A 17,625-nucleotide genomic window follows, 5' to 3' on the forward strand; every position below is an offset into this window, starting at 1 on the left:
CGGTAGTCGGCTTCGGGGGAAATGTTGAAGTCGTATGCGAATCTGATTCGGTGACAGGCGATCGGAAATCCTCGGTATGCGTACTGGGTACGGGTTTGATCGGCGCTTCGCTGCTGCGCGCGGCGGCCGCGGCGGGCTACCGGGCCTGGGGTTACAACCGGTCGGAGGCGGGCGTGCGGGCCGCTCGCGCCGACGGATTCGATGTCGAATCCGATGTCGCGGCCGTACTGGGCCGGGCCGCCGACGACGACGCGCTGATCGTGCTGGCGGTGCCGATGCCGGCCGTCGAGACGGTGCTGGCGGATGTGCGGACGTTCGCGCCGGGCTGCGCTCTCACCGACGTGGTCAGCGTGAAGGAACCGGTTCGCGCCGAGGTGCGTCGCCAAGAGCTCGGCGCCCGCTACGTGGGCGGGCATCCGATGGCGGGGACCGCCGAATCCGGCTGGGCCGCATCGTCTCCCGATCTGTTCCGGGGTGCGGCCTGGGCGGTCGGCGTCGATCCCGGTACCCGCGCCGAGCCCTGGACCCGAGTCGCCCGGCTGGCCCTGGACTGCGGTGCGGTGGTCGTCCCCGTCGTCGCCGCCGAACACGACCGGGCGGTGGCCCGCATCTCGCATCTGCCGCATGTGCTGGCCGAGGCGCTGGCGGTCGCCGGGGCGGCGGGTGGCGATCTGGCGCTGGGCCTGGCGGCCGGATCGTTCCGCGACGGCACCCGGGTCGCGGCCACCGCGCCGGATCTGGTGCGGGCGATCTGCGAACCCAACGCGACCGCCCTCACCGAGGCCCTCGACGACGCGCTGCGCCTGCTCACCGCCGCCCGCGACAGCCTGCGCGCCGACGGCACCCTCGGCGAGCTGATCGACGCCGGCTACAGCGAACGGGATCGCTACGACACCCTGCGCCGCTGGGATATCACCGATATCCGGCCCGGCGAACACGACTGGCTGGAACGGCTGCGCGAGGCCGGGCAGCGCGGTGGTGTGATCCGGTCGCTGGACCGATGATCAGAACCGTTCGGCGAGGCCGGGATAATCGAGGACGAAGCCGTCGTCGTCGACGGTGACGGTCGCGCTGGACACCGGAGAGAGCACGTGGATGCCGTCGGCCCCGCTGCTGTAGGTCAGGCTGGCCTCCCGCACCTGCAGGTCCGGCACTCGCACGTAGACCACCGGAACCTGCACGTCCTCGGTGGCGTGGGCGAGTCCGAAGCGCCGGATGGGCAGGGTGTTGAACAGTGGGCTCAGCACCACGTCCACATCCAGGGCGCCGCCGAACATCGAGCGCACGTGGGTGCCGCCGGCATCGACGAGCCAGTAGTTCTCCTCGTCGCGGGCGATGGACGCGTGCCGTTCGCCCGAGGCGACGGTGCTGCGCAGTGACAGACGCTTGGTACGCCCGACCTCGTCGGTGACCAGATCGTAGGACGCGCTGAACGCCGGATGTTCGCCGCAGTCACCGGCGATGATGCGTCCGGAGGCACGGATCCGGTTCCCGTTGAGGACCACCCGCACCGATTCCATCCGGGAGGCGTCGTGCGCACGCCAGGTGAGCACCGCCGGCCAGCGGGGCGGCGTGTCCGCGCCGTCCGCGCTCGCCTGGGCGGCCTCGGATTTGCCCTGAGCTGGCTTACTCACCCCTCTACCGTAAGTGACAATCGAGCCGGTGGTGTGGTCGCGGCGCGCGAGTTGTTCACCTGCGCTACACCAGCGATTCGCGCCAGGCGGTGTGCAGGGCCGCGAATCGTCCGCTCGATTCGATCAGTTCGGCCGGTGTGCCGTCCTCCACGATGCGACCGGAATCCATCACCAATACCCGATCGGCGATGGCGACCGTCGACAGCCGATGCGCGATGATCACCGCGGTACGACCACGCAGCACGGTCTCGAGGGCGCGCTGCACCTGCCGCTCCCCCGGAATGTCCAGGCTGGAGGTCGCCTCGTCGAGGACGATCACCGCCGGGTCGGCGAGGAACACCCGTGCGAAGGCGACCAGCTGGCGTTGCCCGGCCGACAGCCGCCCGCCACGTTTGCGCACATCGGTGGCGAAGCCGTCGGGCAGCGACGCCACGAAGTCGTACAGTCCGACCGCGCGGGCCGCGGCATACACCTCGGCATCGGTGGCCTCGGGTTTGCCGAGCCGGATGTTGTCGGCGACCGAACCGGAGAACAGATACGACTCCTGGGTCACCATGGCGACGGCCCGGCGCAGGTCGGCGTCGGCGACTGTGCGCAGATCGACACCGTCCAATGCCACGGTACCGGCGGACGGATCGTAGAAGCGCGAAATCAGCTTGGCCAGTGTCGACTTACCGGCGCCGGTCGCGCCCACCAGCGCCACGACCTGACCGGCGGGCACGGTGAGCGAGAAACGCGGCAGCACCGAGCGCGCCGACGCCGAGGCGGCGGCATCCCGTCCCGGATAGCCGAAATCCACATCGGTCAGGCGCAATTCGCCCCGCGGGCGAGGGAGCGGATGCGGCGTGTCCGGTTCGGCGACGCTCGGCCGCTCCTCGAGGACGCCCGAGATCCGTTCCAGGGCAGCGGCGGCCGATTGATAGGAATTGAACACCTGGGCCAATTCGTCGAGCGGACCGTAGAACTGCCGTAGATACAGCAGGAAGGCCGCGAGCACCCCGATCTCGGTGTGGCCGTGGATGACCCGCCACGCGCCCACCACGAGAATGACCACATTGGTGGCATTGCTGATCAACCGCACCAGCCCGATGTAGCTCGCCATCCCGTACAGGGCAGCGATATTGGCCGCCCGGTATTCGGCATCGGAATCCGACAGCAGGTCCTCGTTGCGCTGTTCCCGCCGGAATGCCTGAACCGCGCGGATACCGCCCATGGTCTCGACGAAGTGCACGACCACCTTCGCGATCGCGCCCCGGGTCCGGCGATAGCCAGCACGCTGACGCCGCTGCGCCCATCGGGTCACGAACACCAGCGGCACGAATCCGGCCAGCACCACCAGCGCCAGCGGAATATCGAGCCACACCAGGATCACCGCGATCGTCAAGACCGACAGAACCGCGCTCAGCGCATCGTTGAGCGCGCGGTCGAGCAGATCCTCGAGCGATTCCAGATCGCTGGTGAGCCGGGCGACGATCTTGCCCGAGGTGTAGTTCTCGTGGAAGTCGAGCGACAGCCGCTGCACATGGGTGAACACGCGCATCCGCAGATCGAACAGCACCTGCTGACTCAGCCGGCCCGAGACGCGCAGGAACAGGAAGGTGGTCATCCCGCCCAGCGCGGCGCATCCGGCGATCCCGGCGACGGCCAGCGTCAGCGGTAACCAGTCGCCGTCGACGGCGCGCCCGACCCCGGTATCGACACCGTGCGCGACGAACAACGGGGTCGCCACCAGAGCGGCGTTGTCGATCACGATCAACACCAGCGCCAGGGCCGCCGACAGCCGGTAGGGGCGGATCAGCGACCACAGCAGCCGGCGTGAACGCGCGGCCAGGGCGAGGTTGACCGCCTCGGTCTGCTCCCCCTCCTCCGCGGCGACACCGCGCCAATCGGCGTCGGGGCGATCGGCCGGATCCGCATCCGGGCGCGCCGGATCAGCGTTCGTGCGCGAAGCGGTGTCCGTCGGCGGATTCGTCGACATCGAGATCACCTCCCATCAATTCCCGGTAGCGCGAGCAGGTTTCGAGCAGTCGTTCGTGCGGTCCGTCGGCGATGACGCGGCCCTCGTCGAGCACCGCGACCCGATCGGCCCAGGCCGCGGTGGACGGGCGATGCGCCACCAGCAGCACGGTGGCCCCGGCCAGGGCCTCGTGCAGCAGATGCTGCACCTGCTCCTCGGTGCTCACATCCAGCGCCGAGAGCGGATCGTCGAGGACGACGATGTGGCCACCGGGATGTGCGTGCCGGTCCAGTACGGCCCGCGCCAGGGCCAGCCGCTGCCGCTGACCGCCCGACAGGCTCAGTCCCTGCTCCCCGATGCGGGTGCGCAGCCCCCACGGCAGTTCATCGACGAACCGCGTCGCGCAGGCCACCTCCAGTGCCTCCCGGATCCGCTCCTCGGTGGCCTCCGGATGGCCCAGCGTGATGTTCTCGCGCACACTGGCCGAGAACAGCACCGGATCCTCGAAGGCCACCGAGACCTGGGAACGCAACTCCGACAATCGCATCGACCGCACATCGATCCCGTCGATCGTCACCGCACCGTCCGCGACGTCGAACAGGCGCGGTACCAGCCCCAGTAGCGCCGACTTGCCGCTACCGGTGGCGCCGACCACCGCGACCGTCTCGCCGGGCCGCAATCGCAGCGAGATATCGTGCAGGAGATCATGATCGGCGTCCGGGAAGCGGAAACGCACCCGTTCGAAACGCAATTCACCTCGCAACGGCCGCGGCGGGGACACCGGATGCGGCGGATCGGTGATCTCGATCGGGGTGTCGATCACCTCCCAGAACCGCTGGGCCGCGGTGCGGGCGTGATTGGTCTCGGCCAGCAGGAAGCCGAAACCCATGATCGGCCACTGCAGGTAGGTGGTGAGCGTTATGCCGGCGACGAGCGCGCCGACCGTCATGGCCTGCTGGGTGAGCAGATAGCCGCCGATGGCCAGCGCGGCGGCGATACCCAACGCGGACAGGGTGTTCAGCGCTGTCCACAGCCGCGCGGCCAATCGCACCTTGGCCAGTTCCAGCGCTCGCAGCTCGCGGGCCTGGGCGCGGAAACGACGACCGAACCAGGGGCCGCGGCCGAAGGCCTTCAACACCCGGATGCCCTGCGCCGACTCCTCGACCGTGGTGGCCAGATGACCCGATTGGTCCTGGGCGCGGCGGGACGCGCGACCGTACCCCTGCTCGAACTGCAGGGCCAGCAGTACCAGCGGGACCGCGATCAGCAATTCGACGAGACCGATCTGCCAGCTCAGCACGAACAACAGTGCCACGCCCACGCCGAGGGTCGCGCTCAGTGACAGCAGCGACGGCGCGACGAAGGCGAAAAAGCGCCGCAGCGTGGACATATCGGTGATCGCGCGGGAGGTGAGCTGACCGGATTCCATCCCGTCGTGCACCCCGACCGACAGCACCTGCAAGCGCTCGAAGAGCGCGGCTCGCAGCGACACCTCCAGCCGGCTGGCCGGCGCCGCCACGACCCGCCGCCGCCACCACGAGGTCAGCGTGCTGACCACCGCCAAGACGACGACGAAGCCGATCGGCGCCCAGATACCGCCGAAATCCCGCCGCGCCACCGGGCCGTCGACGATCGCCGCGGTCACCAGCGGCAGCGCGATATCGCACAGCATGCCCAGCCCCGACAGCACGGCACTGCCGAACAGCGCCGCCCGATGCGGCCGCATTCGCGGCCACAGGCGCCGCAGCGAACCCGCACCCGTCACTCGGCCGGGCGCGGTGGAGATTTCGCGGACCGTTCCGGTTCTGTCGTCCTCCGAATCGGATACGGTCTCCGTCGTAGCGACGGACACAACAGGCCCCCTTCGGTCAGGTCTTTCCTCGCCGGATTCCCACCGGCGCCGCCCCGCGGCCCCGACGCCGGTAGGCATACGAGACACTCCAGATTGCCAGCGTCCCGGATCGGAGCCAACCGATTTTTCGGCCACGAGATGCGGCGTCGCCTTCGCCGACCGGGCATTCGGCCCGATTCGCCCGACACCGTGCCGAGAACCCGCCGGTGCGACGCGAAGTCCGGAAAGACAACTCACCCGCGCAGGTCACACCCACCGGCTCGGTATAGATTTTCTCTCGGTGCACCGTTGATGTTCTCGGCCCGCCTCGATTGTGCAGCGACGGAGCGAGGGAGCGCAGCGACTGAGCGGAGGAGGGAAAAATCGAGGCCAAGGTGGCCGAGGACCCGCCGAAGCGCAGCGGAGGCCGAACGCACAGCATGGTCGGCCTGTTCGCCGGTATCGGTGGGTTGGAACTCGGATTGAGCGCCCACGGCTGGCGGACGGAACTGCTCTGCGAGATCGATCCGGGTGCGCGGGCTGTGCTTTCGGCACGGTTCCCCGATGTCGAGTCGCATGCCGATGTCACGCGCCTGCGCGCACTGCCCGCCGGCACGGAACTGGTCGCGGCCGGCTTCCCCTGCCAGGATCTGTCGCAGGCCGGGCGGACCGCGGGTATCACCGGCGATCGGTCGGGTCTGGTCGACGAGGTGTTCCGGCTGGTCCGCCGCAAGCGCGGCCCGCGCTGGCTGCTGATCGAGAATGTGCCGTTCATGCTCCAGCTCGGCCGGGGCCAGGCGATGCGCCACATCACCACCGCGCTGGAGGATCTCGGTTACACCTGGGCCTATCGAGTGGTCGATGCGCGGGCGTTCGGCCTGCCGCAGCGGCGGCAGCGGGTGCTGATGCTGGCCTCGCGCACGGAGGACCCGCGCCCGGTGCTGTTCGGCGCCGATGCGGGACCGCGGGAGATCGGCGATCCCGAGACCGATCCGTGCGGCTTCTACTGGACCGAGGGTGTGCGCGGGCTGGGCTGGGCGGTCAACGCCGTGCCGACGTTGAAGGGTGGTTCCGCGCTCGGTATCGCGAGTCCGCCCGCGGTGCGGCTGCCCGCCGGTGAGATCGTCACCCCGGGCATCGCCGATGCCGAACGGCTGCAAGGCTTCTCACCCGGTTGGACCGAGCCCGCACTGTCGGCCGCGGGCGTACGACCCGGCCACCGCTGGAAATTGGTCGGCAACGCGGTCAGTGTGCGGATGGCCTCCTGGATCGGCGGACGGCTGGCCGCCCCGACCGACGAGACGAGTGTGGACTTCACGCCCCTGACCGCCCCGCCCTGGCCGACCGCCGCCTGGGGACATGCCGGTAAGGCGTATCGGGCCCCCGTGTCGACCTGGCCGGTGCACGAACCGTACGAGGATCTGCGCTGGTTCCTCGACGACGCCCGGCTGCTCTCCGCCCGCGCGAGCGCCGGATTCCTGCGCCGCGCCGCCCGCGGCACGCTGCGTTTCCCGCCCGGTTTCCTGGCGGATGTGGAGAACCATCTGCTCCGCATGAGCGGGAATTCGCGAGAAATCCACAGCGGACCCGAGCCGGCCGTCCTCGGATCGCGACGCCCGGCGAAGCAACTCCTTCCGTAATCCGTCCGCCTCGGAAATTCGAGGCCCACCGCCCATTCGACGGTCGAGTATCCGACGGCCATACCGGGATGATTCTCGGCCCGCCTCGATTCCGCGGCGACCGAGCCGACGCAAGATTTACAGCCCCCGGGAACATGCGTGTTCGCGCGGACGCTGTACACGTTGTGTATGAGTTCCGGCCGTCCTGTCACCGATGCGGTGACCAGTGCGCGGATGGCCCGGCAGCGGCGGGCCGGAACCGCACCGGAGATCGCGTTGCGCAGCGAACTACATCGTCGGGGGCTGCGTTATTTCGTCGATCGCGCGCCGATTCGGGGTATGCGGCGCCGCGCCGATCTGGTGTTTCCGCGCCGGCGGGTGGCGGTCTACGTGGACGGATGTTTCTGGCACTGCTGTCCGGAACACGCCACCTATCCGAAGAACAACGCGCGGTGGTGGGCGGACAAATTGGCCGGAAATGTGGCCCGCGACCGGGATACCGATGCCCGGCTGGGCGCGGCGGGCTGGCTGGTGGTGCGGGTGTGGGAACACGAGGACGCGCAGGTCGCCGCGGATCGGGTGCAGGCGGCATTGGCGGATCGATAGGCCATGATGGATATGAGGGCAGGATCCGCGAGCCCTCCGCCAGTGGCCCGGAGATTTCCCGGCGAATGCGGGACGACGTGCAGCGCGATGACGTGAAACGAGGGCGATGACGCCGAGCGAACCGCATGATCCAGCGGCGAACGAGACCGGTGCGGTCGCCGTACTGGACCGACAGGATGCGCCCGCACTCGGACGCTTCCGGATCGTGCGTCTGCTCATCGGGGTCGCCGTCGCCGTCGCCGGTATCTGCTATTCGTCGTGGGTCCTGGAATTCGTACTGCCGATTCACTTGAACCCGATCAGATCGTTCCTCAGCGAATTGGATGCCGAGGGCCGCCCCTATCGGTGGGTTTTCGATCTCGGCGACACCATCGCCGGCTCACTGACCCTGGTATCGGCGGTCGCGGCGCTGTTCGTCTTCTCCCGGCGGCGCTTGTGGATAGTGGCGTGGGTCGCGCTGGGCTGTTTCGGCGCGTCGACCATCGCCGACGCGCAATGGCCGCTGCACACCTGTTCGGCGCCGTGCCCGCCGTCGGACAGCGGTCTGTTCCCGCAGCTGCACCAAATTCACGCGCTCACCAGCACGCTGGCGGTGACGTCGATATTCGTGGCGATGATCGCGTTCAGCGTCGCGGCCTTCCGCTATCGGCGCTGGCCGATTCTGCGGCATTCCGGGCTGTGGATTCTCATCATCGGATCCGCCGCCACGGCCTGGATGCTGATCGCCGACAATCTGCCGGGCAACTACGCGCTCGGTATCGCCCAGCGCATTCAGGTCGGATCCATGTCGCTGTGGCTGATCGTGCTGGCCGTGCAGATCTGGGTGGCCGAGCGAGTCAGCGTCGGGAGGCGGCGATCCGCGCGGACTCCGGATTCCGGTTCCGCACCCTGACCAGGGAACCTGGCGCGGACTCGGCGACCGCACCCGCGATGGCCATGGCGGCGAACATCGCCAGCATGACTCCGATGACGAGCACTTCGACGATTGTGTTCATATACCCACGGTGGCAGCACCGGCTGGTACGGGTTTGTGCGGAACATGGGTAAATCCTGAGAATGCCGGCGGGCCGGCGGTCAGCCCACCGTGACGGTCACCGTGTCGGTCCGGGTACGGGCCGGAAGCGCGCGGGTGTCGATTCGCAGGATTTCGCCGGTGTCCTGGCGGCCGTCGGGCAGGATCTTCGGTTTCACCGTGAACGGGGGTCGCTCACCACCGCTGCCGGCCAGGCCGAAATCGCTGTCGTCGCAGAGGTAGAGGGTCTTTCCGCCGTCGGTGGTGGCGACGCCCTCGATCTTGTCGTGGCCGAAGAACGCGCCCTGCGGATTCAGTCCGGCGAGCAGGCCCGCCAGATCCAGATTCGATTTCTTCGCGACCGGGGTGATACCCGCCTGGGCGAGTGCGGCCACACCGTCGGCGGTGGACACCTTGCCGACATAGGTCTCCAGTGGCCGGTCGCCGACCAGCAATCCCAGCTGCGGGTCGTACCGAGTGCCGGGGATCCGGGATCGCGGGCCGATATCGGTGGCTCCGCTCAGATCGATGGTCCACAGTTTCTTGTTCGCTTTCGGCGCGAGTTCACCGTCGCGTTCGTCGACGAGGAAAGTGTGGTCGTCGAGTGCGGTGATGTCCGACACCGACAGTGTGCTCTCGGGGTCCTCGAGTGGATACACGAATTCGCCGACCGCGCGGCTGCGCAGATCCACGGTGACGATGCGCGTGATCGGGACCTCGCGGGCCGAGCCCAGTCCCGGTGTCCGCAGGGCACTTTGGATGATGCCGACCAGCGTGCGGCCGTCGGGGGTGACGGTCAGTCCCTCCATCCCCTGGTTCGGCGTACGCATCGACAGTTCCCTCGGCAGTCCGGAACCCGGTGCGAGCCGCTCGATTTCCCGGCCGGAGGCGTCGAGGTGCAGCAGGAACGGGCCGTACTCGTCGGAGATCCAGAACGTTCCGTCCGCCAGGGCGGCCAGCCCCTCGGGATCCAGGCCGTGGTCGGTCGGCGGCAGCGGATGTCCGTCCAGGTCGCGCATCGTCTCACCGGTCGACGCGGCGGTATCGACCAGTCCGTTGAAGGGCACGCCCGCGCGGTTGCGCAATTCGATGGTCGAGTCCAGTTCCGCGCGAGTTCCGGTGAGCCGGAATCTTCCGATCTCGGGCACGAAATCCGGTATCGGAAGCAGTTTTTCGTTCTTTCCGGGACCGTCGACGTTGGGACCGCGATCGGTGAGTCCGTAGAACTCGTCGGCCGATCCGGGGACGGGCGTCCACGCGGAACCGAATCCGCTGCCCTGCACGGTGACGCCGCCGAAGCTGCCCAGTGCGGGGATATCGGTCGAGTAGAGGTGGACCGCGTCGGAGGTGGTGACCGTGAACGTGTCCGCACCTCGAAATCCGGAATCCGGCGTGTAGCGCACCGAACCGTCGGCCGTACGGTCCAACCGGCCGTGCCCCGGCTTCCCGAACGCCACCGCCGCGCCGCCACCGGTGCGGGTGGCGAGGTCGTCGAGGGCGAGGGTCAGCGGATGGTCCCGGTCGGTACGTAGTCCCTGCTCGCCGCCACCGGACGAGCAGGCGGCCACCAACAGCGCGGTGCCGGCGAGAGCGAAGCGGAGCAGCTGACTGGTTCGCACCGGTGATGCCTATCCTGCCGAGTCGACGATCAGTTGTCGGGAACCTGAACAGTTATCCGACGGCAATCGGGTTCGTACAGCGCTCGTTCCCAGCGCTGGGTAGGGTCACCCACGTGACCAGCGAAACGCCGGAGTCAGCGGCTCCTCTCGACCTGCTCGAGGTCGTCGATTCGGCGACCCAGTCCTTGCTCACCGCGGTGGAGTCCCTGCGCGACAGCGATATTGCCGAGCCTTCGCTCCTGCCCGGCTGGACCCGGGGTCATGTGCTGGCCCATCTGGCGCGCAATGCCGACGGCCTGGTGAACCTGTTGTTGTGGGCCCGGACCGGTATCGAAACCCCGCAGTACGCAAGCCAATTCCTGCGCGACGCCGATATCGAGGCCGGCGCGCCCCGTCCGCTCGCCGAACAGCTGACCGATCTGCGCGCGGCCTCGGATCGCTTCCGCGGCCTGGCCCGCGCCATGCCAGCGGAACGCTGGGCCTACCGGGTCCGCGCCCGCACCGGCAAGGAACTGCCCGCCACCGTGGTGCCGTGGTTGCGCCTGCGCGAGATAGAGATTCACCGCGTCGATCTGAACATCGGCTACCGGCCCGAGGATTGGCCCGCCCCCTTCGTGGCGCGCATGCTGCCGGACGTGTCCTCGGGATTCGACCACGCCGCCTCCGCCCACCGCCCCGCCGACGCGAAACCGATGACCACCGACCCGGACCAGCCGCCGCCCCCGAGTTTCACCCTCGTCGCCACCGACACCGATTTCACCACCACGGTCGGCCCCGACCCCTCCGACACCATCTCCGGCCCCGCGGCGGAGCTGCTGGCGTGGTTGATCGGCCGCGGTGAGGGCGCGGGGTTGAAGGGATTCCTGCCGAACCTGCCGGCGTGGTTGTGAGGTGATCCGCCGCCGACGGTACGGCCGCTGATCGAGGCGTTCAGTCCGGTTGTTCGATCTGCCGGATCACCCGCGCGGCGGCGGTGCGGATCGGCGTGAGATCCCCGGTCCGCCCGAGCGCGCGAAGAGCGGCGTCGGCGATGCCGGTGGCGAGGTCGTCCGCACCGATCCGCTCGACTCGGCCCGGGTTGTCGGACCGGATCTGGATGGCGGCTTCGACGAAGTGGAACGGCAGTGTCGCCGCGATATCCACCTCGGTGGGCGACCACCGCGCGGAGTCGGACGAACTCGACTCCCTGCGTGTCTCCAGCGCCAGGGTGCGATAGCACTCGCGGAGATATTCGCGGCGCTCGTCGAATCGCGGGAACTTCGTCCGGTTGCTTTCCGGCAGATTGAACAACGCTCCGAGATTCCACTGGCCGGTCAGCAGTTGCCGGCAGTCGTATCGAACCATCGCGTAGAGCCGGACCGCGGCGCTTTCGGGTTGTCGCATCAGGCTTTCCGCCAGCGCCGCCGGCGCGATCACGGTGCGCGTCAGCAGGTTGTCCAGTATCTCCTCCTTGGTGGAGAAGTAGTGGTAGATCGTGCTCTGCTGAATGCCGACCGCCGTCGCGATCATCCGGGTGGAGGTACCGGCGAAACCGTGGGTGATGAACAACTCGGCCGCGGCATCGAGGATCTCTTCCTCCGGTGTGTCGCCCGGGCGACGTCGTTGGACGCGGCGAGGCCGACCGGGACGCAGTCCGCTCATTCGCTCCAGCATGCCATCCGCCCGGCCCGATGCCGCCGGGCGGATGCCGCCGCCACTCGCATATCGGCTACGAGACAGCGCTTTCCACCGGAGCCGGTTCGATCCTGCCCACCAACGGGTAGAGCGCACCGGCGATGAGACCGGCCAGGACGAACCCGATATCGAGTCCACCGAGCAGATGGGCGCCCGGCCCGGTGAACCACGTATTGGCCGCGAACAGCACCCCGACCGTCGCGGCGATGCCCCAGATACCGACCGTGGCGATGTTGATCCCACCGCTGTACCAATACCGGCCCCCGGTTTCGCGGCGGTTGAAGACCTGCAGCGCGTCGGTGTCGTAGTTCGCCCCGTTGCGCAGGTGACCGATGACGAGGATGACGATCCACGGCACCGAGAAGTTGGCCAGCAGCGTCAGCACATTCGTGACGCTGGGTTCGATCGTGTCGTAGAAGTGACCGAGATAGACGAGTGCGGTGGCGGCCAGACAGGCAACCAGTGTGGCTTTGGTCCGCGACAGCGCCGGAATCAGCGAGGAGGTGTCGAGTCCGGTGCCGTAGGTGTTGATCACCGCCTGTGCGGTGCCGGAGGCCAGGCCGAGGAAGACCAGGGCGGGCAGATACCAGATCGGCGAGGTCCGCATCAGCCCGCCGACCATGTCCCCGTCGGTGAGTCCGGTGGAGTAGAAGCAGACGGCGATGAACGTGCCCCACATGAAGGGGCCGCCGAGGCCGAACAGGCCGCCGTAGAACAGCGCACGCATGATCGAGCGGTCGCTGTGCGCGGCCGGCGAGATGTGGCGGGTCCAGTCACCGGAGTAGGGGCCGAGCGACGATATCGTCGACGCGATCAGCAGCATCGACGCGACCCAGGTGTTGAGCGCCGAACCGAGTACATAGCCGCCGCCGGAATAGGACGGGTCGAAATCGCCGCCGTAGACGAACAGTCCGGCGATCAGGCAGATTCCGGCGGTCGGGATCATCACTCGCTGAACCGCGACCATCCAGCCGTGGCCGAAGACCGACACCACCGTGACGATGACGGAAATGATTCCGTAGCAGATCAATTCGATGCTGTCACTGTGCACGTCGAATGCGCGGTCGAGTGCGCCGACGAGTGCGGCACCACCGGTCCAGATGCTCAGTGCGGCGAATATCAGCGATGCGACGGCCTCGAGGATCGTTCCGATCAGCCGGCCTCCGACGCCGAAGAAGGCGCCGCTGGACACCGGATTGTTGGTCCCGGTGCGGGGTGCGATGACCCCGGTCGGTGCGAGCAACGCGGAACCGAGCGCGGAGCCGACCACGACGGCGGACGCGGCCTGCCACCAGCCGAGCCCGAAGGTGACGGGCAGGAAGCCCATGATGATCACACTGAAGGTCAGGCTGCTGCCGAACAGGATCGTGCGCAGGTCGCGGGGCGCGGATCTGCGGTCGGCGATCGGAATGTGCTCGGTGCCGAAGGGTTCGATCTCGAACCGGGAGCGGGCGGGCGATTCGGCGACGGGGGAGTCGATACGGATGCCGGTCATGGCTGTCTCCTGCCTGGGATTTGGGTCATTCGGTGAGCAGGTCGGCGAAGGCTCCGACGAGCGACTCGATCCGCCAGCGGATCGGACGCGGTCGCGGGCGGGCAGGCTCGAGGTCGAGGATGTGCAACTCGTCGCCCGCGTCGGTGGCGACGAACGAATGCCCCTGCCGGAAGGGCAGACTCGATATGTCGATATGCCAGCCCGTCGGCGATATCGACCCGATCGCTATCTCGCAGTCGGCGAGATCCTGAGCGGCGCTGAGGTCGAGACGAGGGACCTCGTCGGGGGTTGGCAGCGCCGAGATCTCTTCGGTCCGTGAGCGCGCGAACGCGAATTTCGCGCCGGTGCGGAGCAGAATCGCCCGCGCGCCCGACTCCGCGTCGCGGAGGGTGACGACGGCCCGGGGACCGCGGTCCGTGCCGTCTACGTGGTGCCAGTGCTCCAGATAGGGCAGTTCGATACCACGCTCGACCATCATCGCGTTCTCGAAGTGCAGGGTGCCGGTATCGGCAACGCCTTCGGCCGGGGCCCAGTCGACCAGTCTTCCCCAGGTGAATCGCGCTGGTGTCACCGGTGATCGTGTCAGACTGCCGGCGAATCCCTCCTGTGCGAACATCCACTCGAGATGTTCGGCCCGCAGATCTCGCAGGCAGGTCACGCCGTCGAAATCGGGGCGGCCGGCGGGCTGCCTCAAGTCCGCGTACCACCCGTCGGACTGCAACCACGTCACCGTCGTGGTGGTGTCGTCGGGGCCGCCGTGCCAGCTGATGAGCGATCGTGTCCAGATTCCGTGGAGATCGTCCACCTCCACCGGTATCCCGTCGCTGGTGGGATACGGCCAGGGGCCGGTGAGCTTGCTGAGAAGATTCATGTGCCGCCAATCCCGCTGTGTTCGAATGGTTTACGCGGGCCGGCCGGCCATGCGACCGAACGACGACAGCTCGACCGAGCCTTCCGGCAGCACCAGGCTCCCGTCCGCGATCCGGGTGCGCAGGTAGCGGAAACTCTGGGCGGTCTGCGCGAACAGATGCTCGCCGGCGCGCAGTGCGGGCCGCGCCGGAGTGTCGGCGTCGACGAACGCGGGCAGGGGGGCCACGACGGCGTCGTAGTCGACCGAGAAGAACAGCGGAAAGGCGTAGCGCTCCTGCGCGACCTTGCGAACACGATGCGTGGTGGCCACGAATCGCCCATTCGTCATCAGCTCCAACATGTCGCCGATGTTCACCACGTAAGCGCCCGGCACCGGCGGTACGTCGACCCAATGGCCCGCCCCGTTGAGCACCTCCAACCCGGCGGCGGTACCGCGCAGCAACGTGAGACATTCGTAGTCGGTATGGGCCCCGATCCCCGGGCGGTCCTCGGCCGAGTCGTCGAACGGGTAGTGGATCAGGCGCAACTGGCTCGGCGGCTTGGTCAGATATGGATCGAAGAAGTCCTCGGCCTGGCCGATCGCGACCGCGAAGGCACGCATGAGGGCGACGCCGACATCGAAGACCTCCTGGTAGTAGCGCGAGACCGCTTCCTTGAAGCCGGGTATGTCCGGCCATTGATTCGGGCCGAGCATGGGGTTACCCGCGAGATAGTCGGGGTCATCGGCGGGAAGGTCGCGGCACAGGTCGAAGGCCTCCTTCCGGTCCGCCGACATGCCCGCGAAGACCTCCTCCCCTTCGGGCACGTAGCCGCGGTGGTTGGTGGAGTTGCCGATGTAGGTGCGCATCTTCGCTTCGAGCGGGTCGGCGAAGAACCGTTTCGCCGAACGGAGCAGTTCGGCGAAGACGCGCTCGTCGATCCCGGTGCCCGAGACGTACATGAATCCGATATCGCTTGCGGCACAGGCGAGTTCGGCGGCCACGGCGGCTTTCGCCGCGGCATCGGCGCCGAAGAGCGGGGCGATGTCGATATTGGGGACTTCGGAGAACGAGGTGAGACCTGCCACGAGCCGGATCCCTTCCACACGAGTTTCGATCAGCTGATCGAAACTTAGGATTCGGCCGATTCGGCTGTGTGATGCCGCTGTTTCCGGTTGGTAAATCCCCTCCCTCGGCCGAACCCGGCTCCGGCGGCCACCAGGAGCTCTTGCGGTGGACGACTCGTACGAATTCGTCGGCACTGCCCGCTGGGGATCTGACGTTCCCGAGGGCTACAACGTCGGCCGGTCGACGACCTATCGGGTGCCGGGCGGCATTCACGCATTGCCGACCGGCGGCGACGTGGCGGCGGCGACGCGACGATTGCAGACGGCCGCGGTCCGGCCGCTGGATCCGCACCGCGACTGGACCCCGCCGACGTTCCTGGATCTGACTCCCGAAGGCCAGGACACCACGCCGCTGCGCTGGGAGGACAACATCGGCTTCTGGGAGCCCTGTACGAGGTCGTGGACACCGAACCGTCCTTCCCCGAATTCCACATCGCCTACGGCGATTTGGCGGCCCTCGGCGCCCACAGCTATCGGCTGACCGTGCCGCAACCCGTTCCCGGAAAACTGTTCTGGTCGGTCACCGTGTACGACGCACGCACCCGCAGTCAGATCAGAACCGAGCAGAACCGCGCGGTCCTCACCTCCCTGTTCGATTTCGATGCCGAGGCAGGCGCGAACTCGATCGACCTACTGTTCGGCCCGACCGCACCCGCCGACGGTGAACAACACTGGATTCAGACCCTGCCCGACACCGGCTGGTTCGTCTACTTCCGCATCTACGGCCCGGAGGCCGCGGCCTTCGACCACAGTTGGAAGCCTAGCGATTTCGAACGTATCGATCTCTGATCGACGAAATGCGGAACGGTCCTTCACTCACCAAGTGAGTGAAGGACCGTTCCATTGCGCGCCCGGAGAGACTCGAACTCCCAACCTTCTGATGGGTTCGTGCGTACATAGTTGTCCGCTGGGATCGTTCAGAGTGCCTGTGAGGCAACGTATTCTGCCTTGGACTGTCTTTTGACATCTGGGTCGGTACGCCAATGTACGCAGACGTTTGTGCGGTCAAAGTAACGACGGTTCATGTCCGAGTCCGATGGGCCTCACCCACCCTGTGACACCGTAATGACGCTCAGGGCTTTGGGTCACCACGGTAGCCCTGGCGAGACAGTAGATCACGACGTTGATGATGAAGAGCTATCGCGCTATTTGCGTGCGAGAGCTGATGACGAAGACGCGGTTTACGTGCGTATTTCGTGTTGGCATCCGTGGGTAGATGTCAGGCTTCGTGAGCCCTGCTGCGTACTCTCTGCGTCCCACTAGGCGTGCCCTGGGGAGATGCACCCGGTGCCAGCGTGCCGCACCGTCCACTCAGCCCACTTCGCAGGCGGGGGCTGCCTGATGACTCCGTTTCGAACGGCCGTCAAAGTTGATGGCGGCCGTTCGAACCCGCGTCTAGAATTCCTCAGCGTTACCATCCTCTGCTTCTTCGTCAATTTGGGAAGCTGTATCCCAGGCCGCCGGCCCCCTCGCCTCGATCTCAACCACCTTCGCGAGATACGCCTCGGTATCGCCCTTTGCAGATGCGAGCTTCATCTGAAATACAGCATCTCCGGAATTTGCAATTCGATGCTCATTCTTCAGCAGCAATTCATTCGCCTCATCCTCCCATCCAAGCTCTTCAAAAACACGCAGTTGCCACCACAGGTCGTCATCGCGAATGAAATCTTTGAGCGCCAGGATGAATAGGTCATCGGCCAGATTGCTCAACAAATTCTTAATATAGTATGCAGCTGTAAAATAGTTATCGGCAATCAGCGCCTCCCGAATACCCCCCAGGAGCACCTCGGCGGATTCTTTGTAACGCCCTACTTCCGCAAGCACTCCAGCCTTAGTGCTCCAATCATCACTAACCTCCTCGACTGCCCGATCCTTAACATCCTCGGGAAGCTTTTCCGCAATTCCCTGGACGTTCCTTATTAGAACTTGATAAAATGGACTTGGATCATTTTCTAGTGCACGCTCGACATACTTATCCCTCAGATGTTCATCGCCAGATTGGCTATACAATCGCGCCACCGCGAGCCAATCCTCTTGTTCCCGAGCAACTTCCAGCTTTGCAAGTATTTCCCGCAGCTTCAACTCATCGGACCGCTCTTCAGGCTTTCCTTCCGCATAGGACGAACCCGAACGATACGCGCGCACACGCTCAAGCCAATGCCGGCGATACAGAGCTACTTGATCAGAATCTAGCTTGCGGTCA

16 protein-coding genes are annotated in these 17,625 nt (G+C 66.9%); 7 read left to right on the forward strand and 9 right to left on the reverse strand.

From position 1 onward, the window contains the following. Positions 1–50: 50 nt before the first annotated feature. Positions 51–1,004, forward strand: coding sequence for a prephenate dehydrogenase (locus LKD76_RS31200; protein WP_227985006.1), 954 nt, complete (start codon positions 51–53; stop codon positions 1,002–1,004). On the opposite strand, the gene LKD76_RS31205 is transcribed toward LKD76_RS31200, so the two are convergent. The 3 genes from LKD76_RS31205 to LKD76_RS31215 all read right to left on the reverse strand — a co-directional run bounded on the left by LKD76_RS31205 (position 1,005) and on the right by LKD76_RS31215 (position 5,443). Next, a complete protein-coding gene (locus tag LKD76_RS31205) occupies positions 1,005–1,634 on the reverse strand; it encodes a putative glycolipid-binding domain-containing protein (RefSeq protein WP_227985007.1) in 630 nt (209 codons plus the stop codon). It lies immediately after the preceding gene. A 64-nt stretch (positions 1,635–1,698) separates the two neighbouring features. Beyond that, positions 1,699–3,612: an ABC transporter ATP-binding protein gene (locus LKD76_RS31210; RefSeq protein WP_227985008.1), complete on the reverse strand. Its 1,914-nt coding sequence runs from the start codon at positions 3,610–3,612 to the stop codon at positions 1,699–1,701. Continuing rightward, complete coding sequence (locus LKD76_RS31215; RefSeq protein ID WP_308188607.1) at positions 3,566–5,443, reverse strand: ABC transporter ATP-binding protein; 1,878 nt, start codon at positions 5,441–5,443, stop codon at positions 3,566–3,568. The genes LKD76_RS31210 and LKD76_RS31215 overlap by 47 nt, the downstream gene beginning before the upstream one ends. A gap of 419 nt (positions 5,444–5,862) precedes the next feature. On the opposite strand from LKD76_RS31215, the gene LKD76_RS31220 reads away from it, so the two are divergent. The 3 genes from LKD76_RS31220 (at position 5,863) to LKD76_RS31230 (ending at position 8,539) form a co-directional block, all read left to right on the forward strand. Beyond that, positions 5,863–7,062 carry a DNA cytosine methyltransferase gene (locus LKD76_RS31220; RefSeq protein WP_227985499.1) on the forward strand — a complete coding sequence of 400 codons (1,200 nt, stop codon included), beginning with the start codon at positions 5,863–5,865 and terminating at the stop codon, positions 7,060–7,062. Between the two features lie 168 nt (positions 7,063–7,230). Further along, complete coding sequence (locus LKD76_RS31225; RefSeq protein WP_227985009.1) at positions 7,231–7,647, forward strand: very short patch repair endonuclease; 417 nt, start codon at positions 7,231–7,233, stop codon at positions 7,645–7,647. Between the two features lie 106 nt (positions 7,648–7,753). Then, complete coding sequence (locus LKD76_RS31230; RefSeq protein ID WP_227985010.1) at positions 7,754–8,539, forward strand: DUF998 domain-containing protein; 786 nt, start codon at positions 7,754–7,756, stop codon at positions 8,537–8,539. A gap of 182 nt (positions 8,540–8,721) precedes the next feature. Here the strand turns inward: LKD76_RS31230 and LKD76_RS31235 are convergent, their stop codons facing one another. Beyond that, entirely contained in the window at positions 8,722–10,278 is a 1,557-nt protein-coding gene (locus LKD76_RS31235; RefSeq protein WP_227985011.1) for an esterase-like activity of phytase family protein, read from the reverse strand. A 113-nt stretch (positions 10,279–10,391) separates the two neighbouring features. Here LKD76_RS31235 and LKD76_RS31240 point away from each other — a divergent pair, with 113 nt between their 5' ends. Then, a complete protein-coding gene (locus LKD76_RS31240) occupies positions 10,392–11,168 on the forward strand; it encodes a maleylpyruvate isomerase family mycothiol-dependent enzyme (protein ID WP_227985012.1) in 777 nt (258 codons plus the stop codon). Between the two features lie 40 nt (positions 11,169–11,208). Here LKD76_RS31240 and LKD76_RS31245 read toward each other — a convergent pair whose 3' ends face one another. The 4 genes from LKD76_RS31245 to LKD76_RS31260 form a co-directional block, all read right to left on the reverse strand. Next, a complete protein-coding gene (locus LKD76_RS31245) occupies positions 11,209–11,919 on the reverse strand; it encodes a TetR/AcrR family transcriptional regulator (protein ID WP_227985013.1) in 711 nt (236 codons plus the stop codon). A gap of 67 nt (positions 11,920–11,986) precedes the next feature. Next, positions 11,987–13,447 carry a purine-cytosine permease family protein gene (locus tag LKD76_RS31250; protein WP_227985014.1) on the reverse strand — a complete coding sequence of 487 codons (1,461 nt, stop codon included), beginning with the start codon at positions 13,445–13,447 and terminating at the stop codon, positions 11,987–11,989. A 25-nt stretch (positions 13,448–13,472) separates the two neighbouring features. After that, positions 13,473–14,318 (reverse strand): hypothetical protein, encoded by an 846-nt coding sequence (locus tag LKD76_RS31255; protein WP_227985015.1) that lies wholly within the window; start codon positions 14,316–14,318, stop codon positions 13,473–13,475. A gap of 30 nt (positions 14,319–14,348) precedes the next feature. Continuing rightward, positions 14,349–15,383, reverse strand: coding sequence for an isopenicillin N synthase family dioxygenase (locus LKD76_RS31260; RefSeq protein WP_227985016.1), 1,035 nt, complete (start codon positions 15,381–15,383; stop codon positions 14,349–14,351). A gap of 145 nt (positions 15,384–15,528) precedes the next feature. On the opposite strand from LKD76_RS31260, the gene LKD76_RS31265 reads away from it, so the two are divergent. Together LKD76_RS31265 and LKD76_RS31270 are read left to right on the forward strand one after the other, a co-directional pair. Continuing rightward, positions 15,529–15,903, forward strand: coding sequence for a hypothetical protein (locus tag LKD76_RS31265; protein ID WP_227985017.1), 375 nt, complete (start codon positions 15,529–15,531; stop codon positions 15,901–15,903). After that, a complete protein-coding gene (locus LKD76_RS31270) occupies positions 15,822–16,211 on the forward strand; it encodes a DUF1214 domain-containing protein (protein WP_227985018.1) in 390 nt (129 codons plus the stop codon). Before LKD76_RS31265 ends, LKD76_RS31270 begins: the two co-directional genes overlap by 82 nt. 606 nt (positions 16,212–16,817) lie before the next feature. On the opposite strand, the gene LKD76_RS31275 is transcribed toward LKD76_RS31270, so the two are convergent. Continuing rightward, positions 16,818–17,625 (reverse strand): hypothetical protein (locus LKD76_RS31275; protein ID WP_227985019.1); only part of this gene is annotated, 808 nt, incomplete at its 5' end.

Source organism: Nocardia spumae, assembly GCF_020733635.1.
Classification (GTDB): domain Bacteria; phylum Actinomycetota; class Actinomycetes; order Mycobacteriales; family Mycobacteriaceae; genus Nocardia; species Nocardia spumae.